Source organism: Pseudonocardia sp. ICBG601 (assembly GCF_020496245.1).
On sequence record NZ_JAHLJA010000071.1, the window covers coordinates 1 to 24,691 of the forward strand.

25 protein-coding genes and 1 pseudogene are annotated in these 24,691 nt (G+C 71.6%); 15 read left to right on the plus strand and 11 right to left on the minus strand.

The window, feature by feature from the left end; translation table 11 throughout:
- From KPL57_RS21065 to KPL57_RS21090, 6 genes are all read left to right on the plus strand, one after another.
- On the plus strand, window positions 1-1,330 hold a 1,330-nt coding region (locus KPL57_RS21065; protein WP_226352886.1), incomplete at its 5' end, for an alpha/beta hydrolase.
- A gap of 100 nt (window positions 1,331-1,430) precedes the next feature.
- Complete coding sequence (locus KPL57_RS21070; RefSeq protein WP_226352887.1) at window positions 1,431-2,267, plus strand: mycofactocin-coupled SDR family oxidoreductase; 837 nt, start codon at window positions 1,431-1,433, stop codon at window positions 2,265-2,267.
- Window positions 2,268-2,353: 86 nt separating this feature from the next.
- Complete coding sequence (locus KPL57_RS21075; protein WP_226352888.1) at window positions 2,354-2,965, plus strand: stage II sporulation protein M; 612 nt, start codon at window positions 2,354-2,356, stop codon at window positions 2,963-2,965.
- Window positions 2,966-3,250: 285 nt separating this feature from the next.
- Window positions 3,251-3,946: a trans-aconitate 2-methyltransferase gene (locus tag KPL57_RS21080; RefSeq protein ID WP_226352889.1), complete on the plus strand. Its 696-nt coding sequence runs from the start codon at window positions 3,251-3,253 to the stop codon at window positions 3,944-3,946.
- A 201-nt stretch (window positions 3,947-4,147) separates the two neighbouring features.
- Complete coding sequence (locus tag KPL57_RS21085) at window positions 4,148-4,798, plus strand: transposase (protein WP_226351147.1); 651 nt, start codon at window positions 4,148-4,150, stop codon at window positions 4,796-4,798.
- 70 nt (window positions 4,799-4,868) lie between these two features.
- Window positions 4,869-5,684: a class I SAM-dependent methyltransferase gene (locus KPL57_RS21090; protein ID WP_226352890.1), complete on the plus strand. Its 816-nt coding sequence runs from the start codon at window positions 4,869-4,871 to the stop codon at window positions 5,682-5,684.
- Window positions 5,685-5,730: 46 nt separating this feature from the next.
- Here KPL57_RS21090 and KPL57_RS21095 read toward each other — a convergent pair whose 3' ends face one another.
- The 3 genes and pseudogenes from KPL57_RS21095 to KPL57_RS21105 all read right to left on the minus strand — a co-directional run bounded on the left by KPL57_RS21095 (window position 5,731) and on the right by KPL57_RS21105 (window position 9,117).
- Complete coding sequence (locus KPL57_RS21095) at window positions 5,731-6,945, minus strand: MFS transporter (RefSeq protein WP_374203762.1); 1,215 nt, start codon at window positions 6,943-6,945, stop codon at window positions 5,731-5,733.
- 389 nt (window positions 6,946-7,334) lie between these two features.
- Window positions 7,335-7,511 (minus strand): annotated as a pseudogene (locus KPL57_RS72480) (YmdB family metallophosphoesterase); the annotation flags it as partial.
- 40 nt (window positions 7,512-7,551) lie between these two features.
- On the minus strand, window positions 7,552-9,117 hold the full coding sequence (locus KPL57_RS21105; RefSeq protein WP_226352892.1) for a YmdB family metallophosphoesterase: 1,566 nt from the start codon (window positions 9,115-9,117) through the stop codon (window positions 7,552-7,554).
- Between the two features lie 127 nt (window positions 9,118-9,244).
- Between KPL57_RS21105 and KPL57_RS21110 the strand changes: the two genes are divergently transcribed.
- A complete protein-coding gene (locus KPL57_RS21110) occupies window positions 9,245-10,141 on the plus strand; it encodes a MurR/RpiR family transcriptional regulator (RefSeq protein WP_226352893.1) in 897 nt (298 codons plus the stop codon).
- A 403-nt stretch (window positions 10,142-10,544) separates the two neighbouring features.
- Here the strand turns inward: KPL57_RS21110 and KPL57_RS21115 are convergent, their stop codons facing one another.
- On the minus strand, window positions 10,545-11,309 hold the full coding sequence (locus KPL57_RS21115) for a transposase family protein (RefSeq protein WP_226350834.1): 765 nt from the start codon (window positions 11,307-11,309) through the stop codon (window positions 10,545-10,547).
- A gap of 110 nt (window positions 11,310-11,419) precedes the next feature.
- Here KPL57_RS21115 and KPL57_RS21120 point away from each other — a divergent pair, with 110 nt between their 5' ends.
- The gene (locus tag KPL57_RS21120; RefSeq protein ID WP_226352917.1) at window positions 11,420-12,142 is read left to right on the plus strand and encodes a serine/threonine-protein kinase; all 723 of its coding nucleotides are present in this window, start codon (window positions 11,420-11,422) and stop codon (window positions 12,140-12,142) included.
- Window positions 12,143-12,470: 328 nt separating this feature from the next.
- Entirely contained in the window at window positions 12,471-12,827 is a 357-nt protein-coding gene (locus tag KPL57_RS21125) for a hypothetical protein (protein ID WP_226352894.1), read from the plus strand.
- Between the two features lie 122 nt (window positions 12,828-12,949).
- Here the strand turns inward: KPL57_RS21125 and KPL57_RS21130 are convergent, their stop codons facing one another.
- Together KPL57_RS21130 and KPL57_RS21135 are read right to left on the minus strand one after the other, a co-directional pair.
- Window positions 12,950-13,603, minus strand: a complete 654-nt coding sequence (locus KPL57_RS21130; RefSeq protein WP_226352895.1) for a hypothetical protein — start codon at window positions 13,601-13,603, stop codon at window positions 12,950-12,952.
- Window positions 13,600-14,100, minus strand: a complete 501-nt coding sequence (locus tag KPL57_RS21135; RefSeq protein ID WP_226352896.1) for a CPBP family intramembrane glutamic endopeptidase — start codon at window positions 14,098-14,100, stop codon at window positions 13,600-13,602. Before KPL57_RS21135 ends, KPL57_RS21130 begins: the two co-directional genes overlap by 4 nt.
- Window positions 14,101-14,123: 23 nt before the next feature.
- Between KPL57_RS21135 and KPL57_RS21140 the strand changes: the two genes are divergently transcribed.
- Window positions 14,124-14,300 (plus strand): hypothetical protein, encoded by a 177-nt coding sequence (locus KPL57_RS21140; protein ID WP_226352897.1) that lies wholly within the window; start codon window positions 14,124-14,126, stop codon window positions 14,298-14,300.
- Between the two features lie 486 nt (window positions 14,301-14,786).
- Entirely contained in the window at window positions 14,787-15,389 is a 603-nt protein-coding gene (locus KPL57_RS21145) for a TetR/AcrR family transcriptional regulator (RefSeq protein WP_226352898.1), read from the plus strand.
- Between the two features lies 1 nt (window position 15,390).
- On the opposite strand, the gene KPL57_RS21150 is transcribed toward KPL57_RS21145, so the two are convergent.
- Window positions 15,391-15,738: a MerR family transcriptional regulator gene (locus tag KPL57_RS21150; RefSeq protein WP_226352899.1), complete on the minus strand. Its 348-nt coding sequence runs from the start codon at window positions 15,736-15,738 to the stop codon at window positions 15,391-15,393.
- Window positions 15,739-15,802: 64 nt separating this feature from the next.
- Here KPL57_RS21150 and KPL57_RS21155 point away from each other — a divergent pair, with 64 nt between their 5' ends.
- Entirely contained in the window at window positions 15,803-16,600 is a 798-nt protein-coding gene (locus KPL57_RS21155) for an aminotransferase class IV family protein (RefSeq protein WP_226352900.1), read from the plus strand.
- Window positions 16,601-16,667: 67 nt separating this feature from the next.
- Here KPL57_RS21155 and KPL57_RS21160 read toward each other — a convergent pair whose 3' ends face one another.
- Window positions 16,668-17,639, minus strand: coding sequence for a hypothetical protein (locus KPL57_RS21160; RefSeq protein ID WP_020624241.1), 972 nt, complete (start codon window positions 17,637-17,639; stop codon window positions 16,668-16,670).
- A gap of 29 nt (window positions 17,640-17,668) precedes the next feature.
- Window positions 17,669-18,685, minus strand: a complete 1,017-nt coding sequence (locus tag KPL57_RS21165) for a phosphotransferase family protein (protein WP_226352901.1) — start codon at window positions 18,683-18,685, stop codon at window positions 17,669-17,671.
- Between the two features lie 178 nt (window positions 18,686-18,863).
- Between KPL57_RS21165 and KPL57_RS21170 the strand changes: the two genes are divergently transcribed.
- Together KPL57_RS21170 and KPL57_RS21175 are read left to right on the plus strand one after the other, a co-directional pair.
- Window positions 18,864-19,445 carry a TetR/AcrR family transcriptional regulator gene (locus KPL57_RS21170; RefSeq protein WP_226352902.1) on the plus strand — a complete coding sequence of 194 codons (582 nt, stop codon included), beginning with the start codon at window positions 18,864-18,866 and terminating at the stop codon, window positions 19,443-19,445.
- A 127-nt stretch (window positions 19,446-19,572) separates the two neighbouring features.
- The gene (locus KPL57_RS21175; RefSeq protein ID WP_226352903.1) at window positions 19,573-21,564 is read left to right on the plus strand and encodes a Rieske 2Fe-2S domain-containing protein; all 1,992 of its coding nucleotides are present in this window, start codon (window positions 19,573-19,575) and stop codon (window positions 21,562-21,564) included.
- A 70-nt stretch (window positions 21,565-21,634) separates the two neighbouring features.
- Here KPL57_RS21175 and KPL57_RS21180 read toward each other — a convergent pair whose 3' ends face one another.
- Window positions 21,635-23,188, minus strand: a complete 1,554-nt coding sequence (locus tag KPL57_RS21180) for an ABC transporter permease (RefSeq protein ID WP_226352904.1) — start codon at window positions 23,186-23,188, stop codon at window positions 21,635-21,637.
- On the minus strand, window positions 23,185-24,081 hold the full coding sequence (locus KPL57_RS21185; RefSeq protein WP_226352905.1) for an ABC transporter ATP-binding protein: 897 nt from the start codon (window positions 24,079-24,081) through the stop codon (window positions 23,185-23,187). The genes KPL57_RS21180 and KPL57_RS21185 overlap by 4 nt, the downstream gene beginning before the upstream one ends.
- 72 nt (window positions 24,082-24,153) lie before the next feature.
- On the opposite strand from KPL57_RS21185, the gene KPL57_RS21190 reads away from it, so the two are divergent.
- Window positions 24,154-24,648, plus strand: coding sequence for a GbsR/MarR family transcriptional regulator (locus tag KPL57_RS21190; protein WP_226352906.1), 495 nt, complete (start codon window positions 24,154-24,156; stop codon window positions 24,646-24,648).
- Window positions 24,649-24,691 lie beyond the last annotated feature (43 nt).

Here is a 24,691-nt window from a genome sequence, read left to right on the forward strand (position 1 = left end):
CGTCGAGGTCCCGCTGGACTACGCCGACCCCGACGGCCCGCGCGGACAGGTCGCCCTGCTCCGGGCGAAGGCACGCGGCGAGAAGATCGGATCACTGCTGGTCAACCCGGGCGGGCCGGGCGGGTCCGGGGCCAGCTTCGTCGCCTCCCTGGGCCCGGTCTGGGACAACACACCGGTCGGGGAGCGCTTCGACGTCGTCGGATTCGACCCGCGCGGGGTCGGCGCGTCGACACCGCGGGTGGACTGCTTCACCGACGCCGAGACCGACCGCGGCGTTCCGCCCGCGGCCTACCTCTTCGACGTCCCCGACGCCGAGAGGGCCCGGGACATCGCTGCCCGGTGCACCGAGGCCACCGGCGGGGTAGAGAAGCTGACCAGTGTCGGGAGCAGCAACGTCGTCCGGGACATGGACGTCCTGCGCGCCGCGCTGGGCGACGAGAAGCTCACCTACCTCGGCTACAGCTACGGCAGCGAGCTCGGTGCGATGTACGCCCAGGCGTTCCCGCAGAACCTGCGCGCGATGGTCATCGACGGGGCCGTCGACCCCGAGAAGTCCGAACCGCAGTTCCGGCTGACCCAGTTCGAGGCCTGGCAGAAGGCCTTCGACGACATCGCCGCCGCCTGCGCCACCGAGCCGGACTGCCCGCTGGGCACCGACCCGGCCCGCGCGACCGAGGTCTTCCAGGACCTCACCCGTCCCCTGCTCGACCGCCCCGCCCCCACCGCCGCCGGCCGCGGTCTCACCTACGCCGACATGACCCAGGCCGTGTACAGCTCGCTGTTCTCCCCCGCCCAACGACCGCAGATCCTCCAGGGGCTCCGTGAACTGGCCGCGGGCCGCGGCGACACGCTGCTCGCCCTGCGGGACTCCTCACTCGGGCGCGGCCCCGACGGCCACTACGGCGGGTCCACCCACATCGACGCCAACCTCGCCACCCGCTGCATGGACAACCCCCGCAGCCCCGCCGAGCAGACCGAGCTGCGGGACCAGGCCCGACGAGCCGCCCCGTTCCTCGACCCCGGCCGCCCCGGCGGACCGACCCACTACGAGTGCGAGGGGTGGCCCGAGCCGCCGAGCCGACCCACTCCGTGGCTCACCGATCCGGCCGGGGTGCCGCCCACGCTGGTCGTCTCGCTGACCGATGACCCGGGCACCCCCTACCAGGGCGGCGTCGCTCTGGCCCGCCGGCTGGGCAGCAGCCTGCTGACCGTCGATGCGGCGCAGCACGGCATCGCCCTCTTCGGCGGCAACGCCTGCGTCGATGCGGCCGTCACCGGCCACCTCGTCGACCTCGCGACCCCGCCGCAGGACACGCACTGCGGCAGCTGAGCACGGTGGCCGGGCCACCGTCGTCCGCGATCGCCCGCGGAGCGGGCCCGGGGACACCCGCACACACCCCCAGACCTCCCCATGAACGGAGACGACAGACATGCTCACAGGATCCGTGGCATTCGTGACCGGGATCGCGCGTGGACAGGGCCGCGCACACGCCCTCGCCCTCGCCGCGCACGGGGCCGACATCGTCGGCCTCGACCGCGCGGCGCCGGTCGAGACGATGGACTACCCGATGAGCGGGACGGCGGACCTCGACGACGTGCGTCGCGAGATCGAGGCACTCGGACGGCGAGTCATGGTGTCCGCGATCGACGTCCGCGATCGCGCAGGCGTGGAATCCCTGCTGGCCCGCGCGGTCTCGGAGTGGGGGCGTCTCGACATCGTGGTCGCGAACGCCGGCGTCTCCCCACCGGCGGGCGACGTCTCGTCCATCTCCCACGACCGGTGGGCGGACGTGATCGGGATCAACCTCACCGGGGTCTTCCACACGGTCGCCGCCGCCCTCCCCCACCTGAAGGCCGGAGGACGCGGTGGATCGGTGATCATCACCAGCTCCGCGGCCGCGTCGAAGAACGCTCCCGGCCTCTCCGACTACGTCGCGACGAAGGGCGCCGTCGTCGCGTTCGCCGCGTCCGTGGCCAACGAGGTCGCGTCCGACCGCATCCGGGTCAACGTGATCGCCCCGTCGATCGTGAACACCCCGATGGTCACCGAGAACACCGGACAGCTCCGGGTGTTCCGACCCGACCTGGCCGCCCCGTCCCTCGACGACTGCACGGACGTCTTCCGCGCCCTCATGCCCATGGGTGAACCCTGGGTCGAACCCGCCGATGTCGCCGACGCCGTCCTCTACCTTGCGAGCCCGGCCTCGCGCTGGATCAGCGGCGCCGTGCTCCCGGTGGACCAGGGCAGCGCGGTGCGCCGGTTCTAGCCCCTCATCGGCCTCCGCCGGACCGGGCACCGCACCGAGACGCGCCAGGGCTGCGATCGCACCACCCACCACCGTGAGAGGACGTCATGAACCTGATCCGCAGACCGATCGAGATCCTGCGCTCGGACCCGCGCGGACTGACGCTGCTCGTCGTGCTGATCTTCGGAGCACTGCTGCTCGGCATGGGAACCGGAATCCTGTTCCCCGGCCTCGAGCTGCCCACGCTGGTCGCCGGCGGGGTGTCCGACGAGCTCGTCAACACGATGATCACGAACCCCTGGCTCTTCGGGACCACGATCCTTCTGATCAACCTCTTCGTGGCCGCCGTCGGCGGCATCGTGATCCCCTCGCTGATCGTGCCGTTCCTCGGCATCCCCGTCATCACGCTGTACATGTTCAACGTCGGCGTCTCGATCGCACCGACCGATGCGACGACCGCGACCGTGCTCATCCCGCACTCGCTGACCCTCCTCATCGAGCTCCTCGGGTACGCCGTCGTCATGTTCGGGGCGTACCAGCTCGGTCGCGGGTGGATCCGTCCGAGCTATCTCGGAGTGGACACACGTCGTCGCGCGTACGTGATCGGCCTCCAGCGCCTCGCCTGGCTGGCGCTTCCGACGATCGTCGTTCTCGTGATCGGGGCCTACTACGAGGCGTTCTCGGTGGTGTACCTGCTCCCCAGGCTCCTGGTGGACTGACCGGCCCTCGGGGCGGATCCGTGCGGGATCGACACGAATCGACGCACTTCGGAGCGACCACCCTGTGTAGCCGACCGCCTTATCGGCGATCGGCCGCATAAGCCATTCGGCACACATTCTTCCGGGCCTTCACCGTCGCTCCTGCCCACACGTTGCGTTAACCGGGCGACCACCTTGACGCAAGGTTGCCCGTGGGTGGACCGTTTTCAACTCCCACATTGCTCCACAACCTCTGTCGATTCGATCCACACAGCACGGATTCGATCATCGTGACGAAGGAGGAGCTTGGACACGACCGATTTGCTACGGCGCCAGCAGGAGTACTACGACGGGCGGGCGGCGGACTGGCAGAGATGGATCACTCGCTACATGCGGCCGGTGGAGGAGGAGGTCGCGAAGCTGCTCGCCGAGCTGCCCCTGGACGGCCACGTCCTCGACATGGCATGCGGGACAGGTTATTGGACCGAGCAGCTCGCCGGCCGCGCTGCGTCGGTGACGGCACTGGACGGCTCGGAGGCGATGCTCGAACAGGTCAGCAGGGCAGGCCTGCCGAACGTGAGCGTCGTCCATGCCGACCTGTTCGCCTGGAATCCGCCGACGGAGTGGGATGCGGTGTTCTTCGCGCATTGGTTGGCGCACGTCCCCGACGATCGGTTCGACGGATTCTGGGGCACCGTGGATGCGGCGCTGGCGCCGGGCGGGCATGTGGTGATCGTCGATGTGGCCCCCGAGGAGCAGCCGATCGAGGAACACATTCACGAATGCGATTCTGTTCCGTTGACGCGGCGGCGGCTCCGCGACGGGCGTCAGTACGACGTGGTGAAGAAGTACTGGGAACCCGACGAGCTGATCGAACGGATCACGCCGCTCGGGTTCACCGGGACCGGGGGGCTTATTCACAAGGGAGTAATTCTGTTGATCTGCGGAAGCCGTCACCGGCGATTTTGTCTCGATACCGGCACGGCGGTGTGTCGCGCTTGAAGTGCAACAGCCCTTGCCGGTTTGTTCGGTGTTCCCAGGCATCGAACGAGGATCGGCGAAGAGCTGTTGCGATTCAAAGCTATGACAGGGTTGGACGATAGACAACTCACCGATCTGGTGGTGAGAGTACACGCCCGATGCGGCGGCAAGTTCGTTTCTGCAGGTAGGCCTGTTGCGTTGGGCTTGTTCCGGTCAGTGGCCATGGTGGTGACGCTGATGCGCAAGAACGTGACCCAGGACTTCGCGGGCGCGATCTTCGGGGTCAGCCAGTCCACGGTCAGTCGCCGCTGGGACCTGCTGCGCCCGGTGATCGGCGAGGTCCTCGCCGACGTCGTGCCCGACCCGCGGGAGGTCCTCGGAGGCGGAACAGTGCTGGTCGATGGCACCGTGTGCCCGACGTGGGACTGGAACGCAGTGTCCGACCTGTTCTCGGTCAAGGCCGGCTACTCGGGCATGAACCTGCAGATCGCCGCCACCCTCGACGGAGTCCTCGTCGCGGTCGGCGAAGTCCCGATTCACGGCGCCCGCCACGACGCACATGCCTACGCCGCATCCGGGCTGGCGGAGCGTCTGCGCGATCTCCCGTCCGTCGCCGACCTCGGCTACATCGGCGTCGAGGGCATCAACACGGTCCCGCACAAGCGATCCCCCGGTATCGACCTCGACCCCAGCCAAGTCGAGTTCAACACCGCCCTCGGCAGAATCCGCGCAGCCGTCGAACACGCCATCGCGCACCTCAAAACATGGCGCATGCTCAGCGAAGAAGGTGGCCGATACCGCTACCCCATCAGCAAATACGAAAGCACAGTTGCGGCAATCGTAGGCCTCTACTTCTTTGCGGCTTATGAATAAGCCTCCGGGACGAAGATTGGCGTGGGGGACGGTCTCGGGTTCGTGGTGTGGGACGTCTTCAGGAGCAGCGATGACCAGTCTTGAGATCTACAACCCGCGGATGACCTACAACACCGCCGCGGTCGACTACGACACGACCTCGGTGGACTTCTGGCGCTACGCCGCGGTCGAGACGGTGCAGCGGCTGAACCTCCCCCCGGGAGCGTCGGTGCTCGACGTGGCGTGCGGGCCGGGGCCGGCGGCGTTGGCCGCGGCGGAGGCGGTGGAGCCTCGGGGATCGGTCCTCGGGGTCGACATCACCGAGGAGATGATCGCCCTGGCTCGCGGGCACGCCGCCGAGGCGCAGGTGGCGCAGGCCGAGTTCGTCGTGGGGAGCATGGACGATCTCGATGTCGGCGTGGATCGGTTCGACGCGGCGACGTGCGTGTTCGGGATCTTCTTCGCGCGTGACGTGCGGGAGAGCATCGCCGGGATGGCCCGTGCGGTCCGGCCCGGAGGGCAGGTCGCGGTCACCTCGTTGGGCCCGAAGTTCTTCTCCCCGCTCTACGGGAGATTCATCGAGGCCGCGCTGGGCGAGCATCCCGGGCTCGACGTCGACGTGCCGTGGCACCGGACCGAGGACCCCGAGGTGATGCGCGCGCATCTGCAGGCTGCGGGCCTCGACCAGGTCGAGGTGGTCCACGAGGTCAGCTCGCTGCCTCTGCGGACGCCGCAGGACTGGTGGCGCATCGCGACCGGGACCGGGATCCGTCGGCTGATCATGGAGCTGGAGCCGTCGGCGGCGGAGCGGGTCCGTGAGCAGAACCTGGCCTGGATCGCCGAGCAGGGCATCGATCACGTCGAGCTCGGTGTCATCTACTGCCGCGGGGTGGTGCCGGCCGGCTGAGCGGCCGCGGCCGGGGCCGCTCACCGACCGGCCCCAGGAGTCGCTCTCACCTGTTCCCCGGTCTGCGGTGCTCGGGTAGAGCGACGACCGCGGTGGCCGCAGTGGCCGCGACGAGGAGGGCGAGGAGCGCGACGACGCCGTGGCCGAGTCCGGTCGCGATCACGGCGGCCGCGACCAGTGGGGCGAAGCTGGAGATGGTGCTGCCGAGCTGGTAGGTGATCGAGACTGCGGAGAAGCGGACCTCGGCGGGGAAGCTGGTGGCCAGGAGTCCGGCGATCCCGGCGTAGACGGCGCCGTGGCCGAGGGTCATGGCCGGGACGAAGGTCGCGAGCGTGGCGGGCAGGGTTCCGCCCGGCGCCCAGGCCAGTCCGGGCAGCAGTGCGAGCGCGCCGGCGGCGAGTCCGCCGAGGATGACCGGGCGGTAGCCGATCCGGTCACACAGTGCTCCGAAGACCGGGGTCACGGCGCACTGGCCCGCCGCGGCGATCATCAGGGCGAGCAGGGCGGTGCTGCGGTGCTCCCCCGTCGGTCCGGAGGCGACGCTGAGCAGCCAGACGGTGAACAGGGTGACGATCGTGCCGTGGCCCAGTGCCGCGGCGATGCCCGCGGCTATCCGACCCGGATGGTCGCGCACGGCCGCCAGCAGCCGCCGGTCGAGGAGTCGGCGGGCCGAGCGTGCGCGGGTGAAGTCGGGTCCGTCGTCGAGCCGGAGCCGGATGAACAGCCCGACCCCGACCAACAGCACCGAGACCAGGAACGGGATCCGCCATCCCCAGGCGTAGAACTGCTCGTCGGGCAGGGTGGCGGCGGCGCTGAACGCCACGGTGCCCAGGAACAGACCCGCCGGGAACCCCAGCTGCGGCCAGCTGCCGAAGAACGCCCGTCGCCCGGGCGGGGCGTGTTCCACCGCGAGCAGGACCGCCCCACCCCACTCCCCACCCACGGCAAGGCCCTGCAGGATCCTCAGCGTGACCAGCAGTACCGGTGCCCAGATCCCGATCTGGTCGTAGGTGGGGAGCAGGCCGATCCCGACCGTGGCAGCCCCCATGACGATCACCGAGGCCACGAGCAGCCGGGTGCGCCCGACCCGGTCACCGGAAGTGCCCGGCGACGAGCCCACCGACCGGGCGGGCGACGAACCCGGCGCGTAGGTACCGAACGCCGCCATCGTCGAGACCGCGGCGGACCCGGCCGGCAGGAACAGCGGGCCCAGGACCAGGGCGGCCGCGGTGGAGTAGAGGTAGAAGTCGTACCACTCGATCGTCGATCCGACGGTCGAGGAGACAGCACCCGCCGCCGCGTCCTGGACGGGTCCGGAAGGGACGGGGCGGGGTACCGGTTCATGCTCTCCTCCAGATCGTGGTCCCGCCCCGAGGCGCTCCGGCTCCGGCCTGCGGGCTCAGCTGATGCGGGTGATCGCCGTGGTCGCGCCGGTGGGGTTCGATTGTCGAGCACGACCGCTCCCAGGGCCAGGGGCCCCTCGGCGAGGGTGTACGCGGGCAGTGCCGTGTGGTCCTCACCGCGCAGCTTCGCGACGAAGTGCATCGGGTCGAATCCACCGTCGGTGTGTCCCAGACGTCCGGTCATGCCGAGAGTTCGGTGACGTAGCCGGTGCCGGCGGCGGGCAGGATGTGGCCGCGCGCAGGTCGGATCGTGGGTGTGGGTGCCGAGCACGCCGGCGACCTGGCCGTCGATGGCGGCGGCGAACGACGCCTTCTCCCACGGGGACTCGCCGTGCAGGTCGATCACCACCGCGCCGGCAGGTCGTGTGGAGGCCACGATGTCCTGCCAGGACGGCCACAGCGGACGCGGCATCGGGGCGGCCATGCCGGGCAGCTCCGCCGTCGGCGACAGCAGGTTGTCACCGTCAGCGTCGTGTCGCGGACCGGTGAGGGTGAGCAGGCCCTGGCCGCGGTCCTCCTCGAGGTTGAGGGCCGCACGACCTGGGGGTAGGCGAGGATCTTGTCCACGTCCGGCCCGTCCCAGGAGTGGTCCCGCCGGTGATCGCGTCCACGCCGCGTCGAGGAGCTCGGTCGACGACCTCGACGGTCATGCCGAACCCGTCCATCGGGTTCGGCCCGGTGACCGCGCAGTTCTCGGCGTTCACCACGACCCAGTCCAGCCCGTGGTCCGCGCGCAGCTGCGGTACCCGCCCGGCCAGCCAGCGGGCCGCCTCCTCCCCCACGACGTCACCGACGCAGAGGACACGCTGCGCGCGTGCGGGCGGCGGTGCCCGTCGGTGGCGCTCATGCGCCCACCCCCGCAGCGCGGACTCGGCGCGCGACCGGAGGGCGTCGGTCGCCAGACGGCTCCCTCCCCCGGTCAGGGAGCGAGCTTGGCCCAGGCGATCCTCGGGTGGACGGGCAGGAACGAGGCGAAGGTGGAGAAGCCGCAGTCGGTGCCGGCGATGACCCGCTCGACCGACGGTTGTCGGCATAGCGCACGATGCGCTCCGGCGACCAGCTCCGGGTGCTCGACGTAGTTGGGTGCACGTGTCGATCACGCCGGCACCAGGATCTTGTCCTCGGGCAGCGTGAAGTCCTCGAAACACCCGCCACTCGTGGGCGTGACGGGGGTTCGCCGCCTCCATCAGCACCCCACGGGGCCGGCCGGTCATCACGACGTCGACGATGTCAGCGAGATCGACGTCGCGGTGGTGCGGGGACTCGTAGTTGCCCCAGCACAGGTGCATCCGCATCCGGTCCGGGTCGATGCCCGCGGTGGCGGCGTTGAAAGCCTCGACATGCCCGGCGATGGCGCGGCGGAACTCCGCGATCGTGGCGTCGGCGTACTGGGCGTGGCGTCCCATCGCCAGGTCCGGGCAGTCGATCTGCAGCACGAACCCGGCGGCGACGATCGCCTCGTACTCGGTGCGCATCGCGTCGGCCAGGGCACCGAGGTAGGCCTCGTGCGAGCCGTAGTACTGGTCGGCCAGATAGATCGCGATGACCCCCGGAGACGCCGCGGTCACCACGACCTCGGCCGGCGCCGCGTCCCCGGCGGCGGCGACCGCGGCACGCAGCTCCTTCATCTCCTGCGCAAGGTCCTCGACCCCCGTGTAGCGCACCGGCCCCGTGCACGACGGCGTCGCGGTCACCAGCCCGTCGAGAGCCTGGGCGGTGATCTCCGGGTAGTCCTCGAGGTCGGCCAGCGACAGCGCGCCGGCCTCGCCGTCGAAGCCCGACATCCGCTCCTTCACGTACGTCGCGTAGCCGATCTTGCCCTGCTCACCGTCGCTGCCGACGTCGATCCCGGTCTCCCCCTGGCGCTGGAGCACCAGTCGGGTCGCCTCGCGCACCATCTGCGGGAGCCGGGTCAGCGCCTCCTCGTCCGCGCCGCCGGTCTCGCGCGCCACCATCAGCTCGGCCAGTTCGGGCGGACGCGGAAGGCTGCCCGTGTGGGTGGTCAGAACACGGTCCGTGCGGCTCGTCATCACGCCCTCCGAAGCTAGGGACCGCGATGAAACTCCGTCCTCAGCGGAGGTGAACGATGGATGGAACTTCCCACCGGTTTCAGTGGAACCCGCGGAAGTCGGGCGACGGTCCGCATAGGGTCGAGTCATGGCCCGACCGGTTCCTCCCCCCGTCGCCCCGGACACCGACGCGCGTCCGGCACTCGCCCTGGTGGGCACGGTCACGGCCCGCATCCGCGCGCTGCGGCCGAGCCTGTCGCCGACCGGAGCCCGGATCGGTGACGCCGTGCTCGCCGCTCCGGCCGAGATCGTGGGGCTGACCGTGAGCGAGCTGGCCGACCGCACCGACACCTCCGTCGGGGAGTGTCGTGCGGTTCTGCCAGAACAACCTCGGCCTGAAGGGCTTCCACGACCTGAAGCTCCGCCTGGCGGCCGAGACCGCATCGAGTGCCGACGCAGGCGTGCGGGCCCCCGGCACCCCGACCGACACGGTGCGCGCCGTCCTCGCCGCGGCGACCGCAGGGCTCGAGCAGCTGCCCGGCTCCTCGACTACGCCGTGCTGGCCGAGATCGTCCGCCTGCTGCGCCGGGCCGAGCGGGTCCTCGTCGCCGGGGTGGGCACGTCCGCGCCGATCGCGGCCGATGCCGGATACCGGCTACGCATGCTCGGCGTGCGCACGGAAGTACTGACCGACCCGCACCAGCAGCACCTCGCCGCCCGCACACTGGGCCCCCGGGGATGCTGTCTCGCGATCAGCCACACCGGTCAGACCCAGGAGACCCTCACCGCGCTGCGCGCTGCCACCGAGAGCGGGGCCGTCACCATCGGGGTCACCAGCTACCTGCGTTCCCCGTTCACGGAGCTCTGCCGCCACGCGGTCGTCGCCGGTGCCCCCGAACGACACGGCCTGGAAGCGACGGCCAGCCGCCTCGTCCACCTCGCCGTCGTCGACATCCTCGTCGCGCTCCTCGCCGACGACGACCCCACCGCGGCCTCGACCGCCCAGCAGCTCTACACCGACGCCATCACCGCCCACCGCGTCTGACCCGAGCCGGTCCGGCCGGAGCGTTGGCCCGTCGAGCCCGCCTGCGGCCGAACCCGCCGTCGTTCGCCATGTCGACGTCCCGATCCATTCCGCCGAGCCGGGGAAAAGGACCGCCCCGCTCTCGAACCACCGAGCTGCAGCGAATGCGACACCACTCATGTGATCACCGTGACCGAGACCGGCACCGCGGCGCTGGAATCCGGGGCGCAGTTCTCCGCTCGCTAGCGTGAACTTCTGCCGAGGGTCTGGACACTGCGGGGCACGTCGCCTGCACAGTGTGCCATGGCAGTGACGGAGTCACCGGTCCCGGCGACCGATGTGGTCGCCGGGCGCTACATCCTCGCGACCCACATCGGTAGCGGGTCCACCGCGACGGTCTATCGAGAGGCTTATTCAGGCTCCGTCAGGTAAGTGCGTAGAAGATGAGTCCGATGACTGCCGAGATCGTCGTTTTAAATGTGGCGTAGGGTCGGCGGTAGTCTGTGTGGAGAACTTTCCACGACTTGATATGGGCGATGACTCGCTCGATGGTGGCGCGTGTGCGGTTGAGGCTCTTGTTGAATGTTTTCTGCCAGTCGAGAAGTTCCCGGCCGGGTTGTTTTTTGAACGGGGTGAGCATGCCGCGCCCGATGTAGCCTTTATCGCCGATCGGTGGGTATGTGGCGAGGTGGTCGAGGGCGCCGGATTGGTCGAGGCAATGTAGGTCGTGTCGGGAGCCTGGGGTCGGGTCGGAGATCCACGACAGCTGCCCTTCCAGGGTGGCTGCGACCTGGACGACGACGCCGGTGGTGCGATGCTTGCCCGACCACAGACCTGGTACGGCGGTCCATGACCAGCAGGGCAGCAGGGTTCCGTCGATGATGTACTGCCGATCGGCACGAAGCTCCTCCGCCGTCGGAACGACACTCCGCAGCGCCTGCGCCAGCAACGGTGTCACCCCCGCGATCGCTCGACTGACCGTCGACTGCGACACCCCGTAGGTTTCCGCCAACTCCCACTGCACACGATTCCCGCGCAGATACGCCAACGTGATCACCACCGACCAGAACAATCCCAGAATCGGCGGCCAAGGCCGTCGCAGGCCAGTCGCGTTCCGCTGATCCTGCTCATGCACCAGAGCGGCAAGATCCTGAATCTCATCACGCCGAAAGCCAGTGGTATAGTACATACTGCGACAGCCCATTCATCTCGGATTGATTCGGCAAATTAATCTTCGCGATGGACGGGCTGTCGCCCAACCCGACACGCCGGGCTAGATCGTTATTTCACGGGCCCTGAATAAGCCTCCGAGCCTGGGACCCACCGGGGAATCGGGCCGTCGCGGTCAAACTGCTCCTCGACAGGTGCGACGTCACCGGGTTGAACCGGCAACGCCGCGAGCTGCGCGCCATGCAGCACCTGTCCCATCCGAGCCTCGTGCGGCTGCTGGACGGAGGCGTCGACACCGGCCGCCCCTACCTGGTCTCCGAGCTCGTCGAGGGCCGGACCCTGGCCGCGCGACTCGCCCAGGGCCCCCTCACCGTGCAGGAGACGGCACAGGTCGGGGTCGACATCGCGTCGGGGCTGGCGCACCTGCACGCCCGCGGCGTCGTACACCGCAACATCAAGCCCGCCAACATCTTCCTCTGCTCCCGCACCGGGCGGGCACGCCTGGCAGACTTCGGCAGCGCCCGCGTCATGGGCTACACCGCACTGACCCAGCTCAACACGCTCCTCGGCGCCGCGAGCTACCTCGCGCCCGAACAGGTCACCGGCGAGGCCGTCACACCCGCCGTCGACGTCTACGCCCTGGCCCTGGTCCTGCTCGAAGCCCACACCGGGCGTCGCGAGTACCCCGGCGACACCATGGAATCCGCCATGGACCGGCTCCACCGGCCACCACGCATTCCCGATACCCTGCCCGGCCACCTGCGACAGGCCCTGTTCGACGCGACCTACCAGCGGGCCGAGGAGCGCCTGATAGCCGCCGATATGGCAATACGGCTACAACACCGTCAGTAGCAGTTCTCGGCGAGATTTCACGCCACCGAGCACGCAGGCACCATTGCGTCTGCAATCAGCGTCCCAGCCGAGTGTCCGCGGCCGCACAGCGTCACCGCCGCCGCGCATCGTCGCCGGTTTCGAATCGCGGTTCTTCCGCCGTTTTGGCGAGTATCCACACGCCCCGTAGTTCCGGCACACAATGGTGTGACAGGAATTGAGATGACCTTCCGTGGTGCCGCATTCTCACTGGTAGCCGGTACGGGCTCCCACCCTTCCGAGTGCCGGCACGGACAGGTTGCGTCGACCTCACGACAGGCGGCGCGGCCCGAACCCACCAGGAGAACACGTGCTGAAGAAGACTGGGCTCATCGTCGCCGCGTCCGCGGCGGGCCTGATGGCCATCTCCCCGATGGCGTTCGCCGCCGAGGGCCACCACCACGGCGACGGCATCGACAAGGACGCCAAGGGCCTGATCGCGGGCCTGAACGGCAACAACGCCGACGTCCCGATCCAGGTCTGCAACAACAACATCCCGGTCAACGTGCTGGGCGTGCAGGTCCCGGTCGAGGACCTCGGCGCGGCCAACGGCCTCACCGGCGCCCTGGGCATCCTGGGCGAGGCCAAGGCCAAGTCCGGCGACTCGGTCACCGACCAGTCCGACACCTGCGCGCAGGCCGGCGGCGCCGGCGACAGCGTCGACTGAGCCACGACGCAGCGGCCACCAGGCCGCGGCAGTGGCGACGGCCCTCGGAACTCCTCCTGTTCCCGAGGGCCGTCGTGTCGTTGTTCCGGCGGTGCGGGCCACGGCCCCGTCCACGTGAGCCCTCAGGTGCCGGCGCCGCTGTCGAGGAGCCAGTGGTAACGCATGCGCATCGCGCGTTCGACGGCGCCGACGGCCGCGCCGAGGCCGAGGGTGAGGTTGAGCCACAGCGGCAGCTGCACCGGGGACACGAAGGTGCCGACGGTCGCGGCGATCGGTGGGATCCGGGAGATCGGCTCCGCGATCTGCAGCAGGTTCAGACCGACGCCGATGAGCAGCATCAGGACGGACACGGCTCCGATGAGCGCGCTCGCGGCGGGGCGTTCCCGCGCGAAGCGCATGCGGCGCCCCTCGGCGGATCGGGGGTCGGGTACGAGGCGCTGCACGGTGCCGTCGTCGCCGACGAAGTGGCAGCGACGCATCCCCGCCTCGCTCCGTCGGACCTCGATGTGACCGCCCGCGACGGGAAAGCGCGCCGGGAGCGCGGACTCCAGCCGGAGACGGCCGTCGAGGTAGAGCCGCGCACGGACCACACCGTCGTGGGCGTCCCCGCCGTGCTTGACCTCGACGGTGTGCACGACCGGCCGGCCGTCGGCGGGCAGGGTGGTCGACAGCACCGAGCGTCGCACCATCTGCCACCAGCGGAACGGCTTCAGCGGTCTGCCGTCGCCCGGCTTCGCCCGCCTGGTCAGCCGGCGTTCGTTCCAACTCGGGCTCACCGCTGCTCCGTCCCGGTCGTGGCCGCCGACGGGGTTCCGGGCGGTTCGACCGCGCGGGAACCACGCGCCGGCCACCCGGTCACCGGCGTCCGCGCGGGTCCGTCCCTGCGGGTCGTCCACCAGACGACCGCCGTGATGACGGCCAGCATGGCGCTGGGGACCAGGTTCGCCCATGAGCCGACCGCCTCCGCCCGGCTCGCGAGCTCCGCCCCGACGTCGAGGGGCAAGGTCGTGCCGAGGACGAGGAAGGTCACGTTGTAGACCCCGTGCAGCACGACGGCGACCTCGAGCCCACCCGTCCGCCAGGTCACGATCGCCATCGTGGAGAACAGCACGAGGTAGGAGCCGAACAAGAACGGGTCGAGCGTTCCGTGCGCGAGCGAGAACAGGACGGTGGTCACGACGATGCCGAGGGCCGCACCGGAGCGGGCCCCGCCGGTCCAGCCCCCGAGCACCCGGAACATCAGCCCGCGGAACCCGTACTCCCCCCGCCGCACCGAGCGGGGTCAGCAGCATCCCGATGACGAAGTACCAGACCAGATCGGCGGTCGTCCACGGCGCGGAGTCCACCGAGGCCGGCATCCCGAGCGCGATCACGAGCAGCAGCGGCGGACCGAACACCAGCAGTGCGCGACCGAGGACCCCGAACCGGAACCGCCCCGCCACCGAGTGCAGCGACCGGGCCGGGACGCCGTAGAGGACGCGCTCGATCAGCATGCTGTACGGGACCAACAACGCCAGCGCCAGTGCACCGGCGGCCTGGCGCAGCGGGGTGGACGGTCCGGAGCGGTCGAACAGCGCCGCGTCGACGATCTCCGACAGGCTCCGGAACAGGACCGCGAACCCGACGAACCCGGCCACGAGCAGCCCGATCGCGACGAGCCCGCGCAGGACGCGTCGTCTCTCGCCCGCGTGGACGCGGTGGTACTCGACCCCGGCCGGCACACCGGGAGTCGGTGCGGGCCGGTCGTCCTGGAGCAGCCAGGGTCGGTCGGGGGTGGTCATCCGTCTACTCCTCGTCGTCCGGTACGCGATCGACACATCCGGCCGAGGGGCCAGGAGCTCCCGCTGGGAGCTCCTGCATCGCCGTCGTTCGCGACTATCACGCTGTACTAGTCGCGATCGAAGCTAGCACAGTGTGATAGACAGGCGTCGACGACCACCGGACGGAGCGAGGAGGCCGATGGCCCGGAGCACGCGGGACAAGATCCTCATCGCAGCGGCGACCATGCTCGGCGAGGACCCGACGGCCAGGTTGAGCGTGCGGGCGGTCGCCGCCCGGGCCGGGGTCAGCACCGGGTCGCTGCGGCACTTCTTCCCGACCCAGCGCGAGCTGATCGACACCGTGGTCGCCGGGATCCACGACATCGACCTGCCCGAGGACCCGATGCAGGACACCACCCGGACGCCCGCCGAACGTCTGGTGGCCTGCCTGCAACTGATGGTGTCGCAGGTCGGGACGGGCGAACAGGCGCGAGCCCACTGGCGCGCCCAGCACGAGGCCTACATCGCGACCCCGCCGTCCGAGGACGCCACCCACACCTACCTGGCCCTCGAGCGGCTCGCCGTGCACCGCATGGAGAAGTGGCTGGCCGTCCTGCAGGAGGAGGGCCAGCTCGCCCCGGGCGGGCTCGAACACCATGCCCGCTTCCTCCTGACCGTGCTCTCCGGCCTGCTGACCGAACGCGCTCTGCCGGGCGACCGGACGCGCCTCCCGTTCGAGGCCGGCACGCTCGCGACCGCCGCCGCGGCGGTACTGCGGCCGACGGGCGGGTTCCGGGGATGAGCTATCCGACCATGTCGAGGACCGCGCGCAGCCGGTCGCGGGCCTCGGTCAGCGCCGCGACCTGAGCGTCGACCCGGGCGAGCTGCTCCCGCACCATCGGCTCGGCGCACCGCTCCAGCTGCGGTCCCGGCCCCTGCGCACAGGGCAGCAGGTCGTAGATCAGTCCGGTCGGCACTCCCGCGGCGAGAAGGGCTCTGATCGCATGGACGGTGTCGACCGCGGCGACGTCGTACCGGCGGTGCCCGTACCCGGAGTCGTCGCGACGAGGGCGCAGCAGTCCCTGCTCCTCGTAGTACCGCAGCGACCGGGGACTGGCTCCGGTCGCACGGGACAGCTCCCCGATCCGCACGTGATGCACCTCTCCGTCGCGCGGGTTGAACCTGACAAGGATGTCAGATTCTACGGTCGGGTCCATGGCAGCGAGACTCTGGCGGAACGGCCGGCCTTCCACCTCCGACGACGCGACGGACCTGGCGTTCGCGGGGTTCGCGCACTTCACCGCGATGCAGGTCCGCGACGGCGCAGTGCGCGGGCTCGACCTGCACCTGGCCCGCCTGCAGCGTGCCTCGCACGACCTGTTCGGCCGCGCGGTCGACGACGGGCTTCTCCGTGACCGGATGCGTCAGGCGGCCGCCGCCGGTCCCCGTTCCCTGTCGATGGTGGTGACGATCCGACCGGCCGAGGGCGAGTTCGTACCCGCCGACGACGACCGTCCGCTGGACGTGACCGTGCGGACCGATGCCCCCTCGGACGGACCGCACGGGCCGTTCCGGCTCGACGCCGTCGAGCACGAACGGTTCCTGCCGCACATCAAGCACGTCGGGGAGGGCGCGAAGACCCACCACCTGCGCCGGGCACGGCAGCGTGGGTTCGACGACGCCGTGTTCCTCGACCGGGCCGGCCGGATCAGCGAGGGCACCATCTGGAACCTGGCGTTCTCCGACGGCGACACCGTGATCTGGCCCCGGGCCGACCTGCTCGTCGGGACCACGATGCAGATCGTGCGCCGACAGCTCCACCTCGCCGGCGTCCCGCAGGACGAGCGGGAGGTCCGCCCGTCGGAGCTCGGCGGTCTGTCCGCCGTCTTCATGAACTCCTGGACGCCCGCCGTGCCGATCACCGGGATCGGGCACCGGGAGCTCGCCCCTGACCCACGGTTCGTACGCCGGCTGCGGAACGCCTTCGACGCCGATGCCGCAGAGCCGCTGTGACCACGACTGCTGTGACCCTGACCACTGCGCACCGCACGTCCGGCGCCGCACCGCGGCAGGTGGCCGGTCAGACCGCCAGACCGACCGGCCTGCCCCCGACCATCTGGTCCAGGTACTCCGACATGCCCCCCAGGGTGCGGCCGTCCTCACCGGTCCAGGTCATCAGGCTCTCCACGAGCCGGGTCACCGCCGGGTCGCCGCCCTCGGTGGTGCGCCGGTTCCGCAGGGGCACGGTCGCCTCCGCGCGGCCGCGCAGGCGCCACTCCCGCCCGCCGGAGCGCAGGACCAGGCCGATACCGGTCTGCTCGTCCCGGCCGTCACGGTCGGTGACGATCTCCATTCCGTCGACCTCGTGCACCGTCCCGCCGTCCCAGACGAAGCCGCCGTGCACCGACGAACCGTCCGGGCTGCCGAACCACGCCCCCATGAACGCGAACCCGTCGGTGGTGCCGTGCAGCCAGCGGTAGAACCACGGCGCCTGCCAGGACCGCGGGCCCCACGAGTGGTCGCGCAGGCCGTGGCCGCCGACCGCGGTCTCGACCCCGTCGACCACGATCCGGCCCTGCGCCGACAGCGGCTGCTCGTAGTGGTTGGGGGCGAAGGAGCCCCCGTCGGTGTCGAAGCTGTGGTCGAACACGGGGGCGATGCCGTGCACCGCCAGCTCGACGACGGCCTCGACCGTCGGGCTGCCGCCCAGCGCCGTGCGCGGGTCGTCCATCGCCGCCGGATCGGCGACGAGCGTGAGCGGCCCGGCGTAGGAGACGTCCAGGTGACGCAAGGGCTCGCGGACACGGAAGGCCATCCCGGCGCTGTCGAACGCCTCGTTCGACGTCACCTCGGGGCGGGCGTAGGAGAAGCCGAGGCGGCCGTCGGGGAGGAACAGGCAGACGGTGACCTCGCCCCGGCCCTCGTTGGGCCGGTTCGCGATCCGCAGGAAGCCGCCGAGGCGCGCCACCGGGTCGTTGAAGTGCACGTACATGGACTCGTTGAAGTGGGGCTCGGGCCCAACCGGGTGGGTGTAGTCGTCCTCGGGGCGCACGGTGTCCTCTCCGTTTCTCGGGTGTCGGTTCAGCGGCCCAGCAGGCGCAGTGCCCCGTCGAGCAGGTGCTCGACGGAGTCCTGCAGCGAACGCAGGTCGAGGGCCCCGTGCTCGCCCATGCTCCCGGAGCGTCGGCGGACGAGGACCCCCTGCAGCAGGGTCGCGGCCTTCCAGTGGGTGAAGGCGCAGCAGTGGTCGAGGTCGCCGACGTCCAGGCCGGTACGGGCCGCGTAGGCGTCGACGATCTCGGTGCGGGTGGCGAACCCGCCCGCACGGGTGGGACGGGGGATGACGATCGCGGGCTCCTGCGGGGAGCGCCAGTCGTCGAGCAGCCACGCCAGGTCGGCCAGGGGGTCGCCGAGGGTGCAGAGCTCCCAGCCGAGCACGGCGGTGATCCGGCCGTCCCGCACGAGCAGGTTGGACAGCCGGTAGTCGCCGTGGGTGATCACCGTGCGCTGCTGGCGAGGCACCGTGGCGGTGATGCGACGGCGGCACTCCTCCCACGCGGGCGTCGCCGCGGAGCCCTCCCCCCACGCCGCCCAGTTCCGGACGGTCCGGGCGGTCTGGCGTTCCAGGAAGCCCGTCGGACGGCCGAGTCCCTCCAGACCGACGGCGGCCGGGTCGAGCGCGTGCAGGCGGGCGAGCACCTCGACCGTCTCGACCGACAGCTGCCGTCGCCGGCGCGGGGTGCAGGCCGAGGCGTCGGACTCGTCGACCAGTGGGGCGCCCGGCGCCCGGTCCATGACGTAGAACGGGCCGTCGATCCCCCCGGCGTCGGTTCCCTCGGCGACCACCGTCGGCACCGGCACGCCCGACCCGACGAGGGCGCGCAGGACACGGGCCTCACGGTGCACGTCGTGCGATCCGGCCGGGGCGCCGGCGGGCGGGTGGCGCAGGACCCACTCCCGCCCGTCGGCGTCGGTGACCAGCGAGGTGATGTTGGACTGACCCGCGCCGACGCGGGCGAGCCGCAACGGCGGGGTGAGCCCGGGGACGCGGTCGCCGAGCCAGCCCGTGAACGCCGGCGGGGCCGGGGGCGCCGTCACGCCGCACCCTGGCGAGGACTGTCCGGCCGTGATCCGTCGGGACGGGGCATCACCGGGACTCCTCACCGCGACGTTGCGTGGGCCGGGGAACGGCCGGACGTTCGCAGATTAGAATCCGAATTAGAAATAAGCAACCCGGGCTCCGGTCCGCCGGCCCGGTCGGATCTACTCTGGATCGGTGACCGACCGACCGCGGGGACGCCCACGGGACCGCTCCAAGGACGTCGCGGTGCTGGAGGCGACGGTCCGGCTGCTGGCCGCCGAGGGCCTGGCCCGGATGACCATGGACCGGGTGGCCGCCGAGGCCGGGGTGTCGAAGGTGACCGTCTACACCCGGTGGCGCAGCCGCTCCGAGCTGCTCGCCGCAGCACTGCAGCATCTGCAGGTCGACCACGTGCCGCCGTCGACCGGTGTGCTGCGCGAGGATCTCGTGGCCCACCTCGACGCCATGCGGCGCCAGTACGACGACGTCGGCGGGATGGCCGTCGTCGGCAACTGCCTGGCCGACGAGCCCGTCTCCGGCGAGCTGCTCGCGACGATCCGGCGGAGCACGCTGCTGCCCCGCCGGGCGGGCATCGCCGCCGTGGTCCGGGCCGGGGTCGAACGCGGCGACCTCGACCCCACTGTCGACGTCGAACGGCTGGTCAGCACCCTGGTCGGGAACCTCTACGCGGACCACCTCGCCGGCCGCGACCTCGACGACACCTGGGCGGCCGACGTCGTCGACGCCGTCCTGCCGGGTTTCCTCCCCCGCTCCTGACGCGCCGCATCCGGACCGGGACACATCGCCTCCGGATCGCCGCGCCCCTTGACCCGGCACACCCGTCGCCGCACATTCATGAACGAGTGAGTTCAGAAACGTCGTCGACGGAGAGGGCGGACGCGTCGTGGAGTTCCTGCGCAACACCTGGTACCTGGTGGCCTGGTCGGGCGAGCTGACCCCGGACACGATGCTGTCGCGGACGGTGCTCGAACGGCCGCTGCTGATCACCCGCGACGCCGACGGCCGACCGGTCGCCCTCGACGACCGCTGCCCGCACCGGTTCGCGCCGTTGTCGCGCGGCCGTTTCGACGGCCGGACGATCACCTGCGGCTACCACGGCCTGGAGTTCGACACCTCGGGTGCGTGCGTGCGCAACCCGCACGGCGCCGGGGTGGTCCCGCGGGCCGCCGCGGTCACCGCGCACACCGTGGTGGAGCGGCACGGTGCGGTCTGGTGGTGGGCCGGTGACCGGGAGCCCGATCACGGTCTGCTGCCCGACTTCGGCACCCTCGACGCCGAGGACACCACGACCCGGCGCGACCACCTGGTCATGGACGTGCCGTACGACCTGATCGTCGATAACCTGCTCGACTGCAGCCACACCAGCTTCCTGCACGACGGGATCCTCGGGAACAGCGCCATGCTGGACACCGCGACGACCGTGCGGCAGGACGGCGACACGGTCAACGTCGTGCGGGAGTCCGCGTCGGTGCCTCCCCCCGGCATGTTCGACATGCTGTTCCACGACGACGGCGCCCCGGTCGACACCTGGACCGACTTCCGGTGGAACGCGCCGTCGCACCTGCTGCTCGACGTCGGCGTCACGACGCCGGGACGGCCTCGTTCCGAGGGCGTCGGCTACCTCGGCACCCACATCCTCACCCCGGAGACGGCGAGCACCACGCACTACTTCACGACGGCGTCGCGCTGGGGCGTGCGGCCGGGCACCGAGACCCCGCAGATGCGGCTGAAGATCTCCGACCTGCGCCGGTTCGCGTTCGAGGAGCAGGACGAGCCGATGATCCGCGCGCAGCACGCGACGATCGCCGCGTTCGCCCGCTGCGAGGACACCGCGCCGGAGCCGGTGCTGCTGGAGACCGACTCCGGCGTCGTCCGCTGGCGGCGGATCATGGACCGGCTGATCGCCGAGGACCGGGGCCCGGCGCCCCGGCCCCGGTGGACCCCGGCCGTCGTCGCCGGGATCACCGAGGCCGCGGTGGGCATCCGGGTGCTGCACCTCGCCGCCGCCGACGGGAGCCCGCTGCCCCCGGGCGAGCCGGGCGGCCACGTCGACCTGCGGCTCGCCGGCGGCCTCGTCCGCCAGTACTCGCTGTGCGACGACTCCCACGACGGCCGCTACACGCTGGCCGTCCAGCGCGAGGAGCCGTCCCGCGGCGGTTCGGCCGCGGTACACGCACTGCGGCCCGGCGACCCGGTCGCCGTCTCCGCACCCCGCAACACCTTCCCGCTCGCCGCCGGGGCGACCCGGCACGTGCTCGTCGCGGGTGGCATCGGGATCACCCCGCTGATCGCCATGCTGCGGGCGCTGCGCGCCGCGGGCGAGTCCGTCGAGCTGCACCACTTCGCCCGCTCCGAGGCACACCTGCCGTTCCTCGACGAGCTGTCCGCCGACCCCGCCGCCACCCACCACCTGGGGCTGGACCCGGCCGGCACCGGCGCCGTCCTCGACCGGGTGCTGGCCTCACCAGGAGCCGGGGACCACGTCTACGTCTGCGGCCCGGCCGGTCTGATCGACGCGGTCCACGACCGGGCCCGGGTGCACGGCTGGCCGGCGGGCACGGTGCACGACGAGCGCTTCGTCGCCACCGGGACCGCCCCGGCGGGCGCCCGGCGGTTCAAGGCCGTGCTCGGGCGCAGCGGGCGGACCGTCGAGGTCGCGGAGACCGACACGCTGCTGGAGTCCCTCCGGGCCGCGGGGGTCGACGTGCCCTCCTCCTGCGAGCAGGGCATCTGCGGGACGTGTGTGACCCCGGTGCTCGGCGGCGCGGTCGAGCACCGGGACAGCTACCTGACCGACGACGAGCGGGCCGCCGGGGACCGGCTCTGCGTGTGCGTCTCCCGGGCCGCTGGGGCCGAGGTGCAGCTGGACCTGTGACGGCACGGCCGGGCCGGGACGCCCGCCGGCCCGGCCGTGATCCACGCCGACACCCGGTCGGCCCACCACCTCAGACCACGTCGCGACGACCGGCGTTCGCCACCCCCGCCGCGACGAGAGCGGCCGCCACCAGGACGAGCAGCAGGCCCGACGCCAGGTGGACCGGACCGTCGGGGAGCTGTGGGACGAGCGCGAAGGGTGACACGACGAGCACGTCAGGCGGCACGAGGCGGAACTCGACGGCGAGCTCCAGCACTTGGAAGGCCCCGAGGACGACGAGGACCAGGGGGCCGGCGGCCCGCGGAACCACGGTCAGCGCCACCGTGGCGAGTGCCGTGAACACCCAGGCCGCCGGAGACCGCAGCACGCCGGACACGGCCAGGAGCGCGGACGACCACGGGTCGCTCCCGACGCGGGTCACGGCGAGGCCGACCCCGAACGCCAGGAGCACCCCGGTCGCGGCGACGGTCCCGGCCACGGTGTGCGCGAGGAGCCACCGGGCACGCGCGACCGGCCGGGACAGGAGCAGCTCGGCCCGACCGGAGGTCACGTCCGATCTCAGCCGCAGGGTGGTGCGGATCCCGAGGATCGCGGCGAACAGCGGGGAGAGGTACAGGGCGACCGCCACCAGCCCCGGGCCACTCCCCGCCGATCCACCCAGGCCGAGGGACGCCTGGCCGTCCACCGTCGAGGACACCCCGCCGATCAGCACGCCGACCAGCAGTGCGGTCGCGCTCCACCCCACGACGGAGCCGCGGGCGTTGCGCAGCGCCAGCGTGAGGGGCCCGCGCAGCGCGGCTCCGGCGCGGGCCGGTCCCGGCAGGTCCGGGAGCAGGCCGGAACCGAGGTCACGACCGGCCGCGATCCACAGTCCGGTCCCGGCCAGCACCGCCGCCAGCGCGAGCGCCGGGACGAGCGCGGCGGCGTCGTCGGAGACGAAGGGACGGACCGCCGCGATCCAGCCGAACGGCGTGGCCGATCGAGCGGCCCCGCCGGCCACGTCACCCGCTCCGCGGAGCAGGAAGAACACGCCGACGCAGCCCAGCGCGACGGCGTTCGCTCCCCGCGCGGTCCGCATCACCTGGCCGGCCAGGACCGCCGTGGCCGCGGCGAGCACCCCGACGGTCACGACCTGAGCCCCGACCAGGGCCGATCCACCGGTCGCCGCGCCGACGGCGACGAAGCCGATGGCGGCCACCGTGCCGGCCAGCAGCGCCCCGACGGCGGCGACGACGAGCGCGGCCGCCGCCGAGGCGGCCCGCCCCACGGGCACCGCCCCCAGCAGCTCCCCGGTGCCGTCCTCCTCGGTGGCCCGCGTGGAGCGCACCACGAGCAGGACCGCCGCCAGGCTGACCACCAGCGTGGCGACGCCGGACGTGCGCCACGACGCGACCGCCCCGACGCTGCTGCCGACGACCGGGCCGATGAGGAACACCTCCCCGGCGGCGGCGTCGACCGAGGCCGCGAGAGCGGCCCGGGCGACATCCGTCGGGTAGGTCGCGACGACCCCCGCCGCGACCAGCACGAGCAGCAGCCCCGATGTCACGAACCAGGCGGTGCCCCGCAGGCGCTCGCGCCTCGCGACCAGACCCACCATCGTCGACGTCCCGGTCAGCGCGCTCACGCCGTCGCTCCGGCGAGGTCGCGTGCGTAGTAGTGCAGGAACAGGTCCTCGAGTGTGGGCGGCGTGACGCTCAGGGTCTCGATCCCCAGATCCGCCAGGTGCGACATGACCTCGTCGAGGCGGGTCGTCGTCAGCTCGACCCGGTGCCCGTCGACGTCGACGTCCTGGACCCCGGGGAGCCCGGTCAGTCCGACCGGTGGCCTGGTCAGCGTCGCGACCACCACGGTGGCGCCGTGTCCGCGCAGCTGCGCGAGAGTGCCGGTCTCGACGACCCTGCCGGACCGCACGATGCTCACCCGGTCGCAGAGGCGCTCGACCTCGGAGAGGATGTGCGAGGACAGCAGGACCGCCTGCCCCCCGGCGCGGGCCTCGACGACACACCGCGTGAACACCTCCTCCATCAGCGGGTCCAGACCTGACGTGGGCTCGTCGAGGACCAGCAGGTCCGCGGACACGCTGAGCGCCGCGACGAGCCCGACCTTCTGCCGGTTGCCCTTCGAGTAGCTGCGGCACCGCCTGCTCGGATCGAGCGCGAACCGCTCGACGAGCTCGTCCCGGCGACGCCGGTCCCGGCCGCCGTGCATCCGCGTGAGGAGGTCGATCACCTCGCCGCCCGTGAGGTTCGGCCAGAAGCTGACGTCTCCGGGCACGTACGCGAGACGTCGACGGACCGCGGGCGCACCCGTCCACGGGTCCGCACCCAGGACCCGCACCTCGCCGGCGTCGGCCCGGAGCATGCCGAGCAAGATCCGGATCGTCGTCGACTTGCCCGCTCCGTTGGGGCCGAGGAGTCCGAGGACCTCTCCGGGCCGCACCGTCAGGTCGAGGCCGTCCAGCGCCCGGGTCCGACCGAAGGACTTCACGACCTGCCGCATCTCCAGGACATCCGCCATGCGCGGTAAGCTACACCTGATTCATGAAATTCATGAAGTAGCTGGCAGTCGTCGAGACCGGAGGAACGCCGCATGGCCGAGAGCACGGACCCCGAGTTCGTCGCACGGTTCACCGAGGCGCTCACGAACTCCGGCTGGCCGCGGATGTCCGCGCGGATCTTCGCCACGCTGATGGCGACGCCCGAGGGGGCGCTCACCGCCGCGGACCTGTCCACGCGACTCGGCGTGGGGGCGTCGGCGATCTCCAACGGCGCGAAGATGCTGCGTGGCCTCGGCCTCGTCGACGTCGCCCGCCGGGAGGAACGCCGGATCACCTACGTGGTGCGACCCGACGCGTGGATGGCGGCCGTCGCCCACCAGGACCACCGGCTGCAGACCCTGGAGGACATCCTCACCGACGGCGCCGACGCCTCCACCGACGCCGCCGCCGGGGCACGGCTGCGGGAGACCGCCGACTTCTTCGCGTTCCTGCGCGCCGAGCTCCCGCGGATGGTGCGGCGGTGGCGTGCCGGTCGGCAGGCCCCGCCTCCCGGGCACCACGACCACGACGACGACCGGCGGGCCTGACCGGCCTCCCGGTCTGCCACGGTGCCGGCCCGGGCAGGGCGCC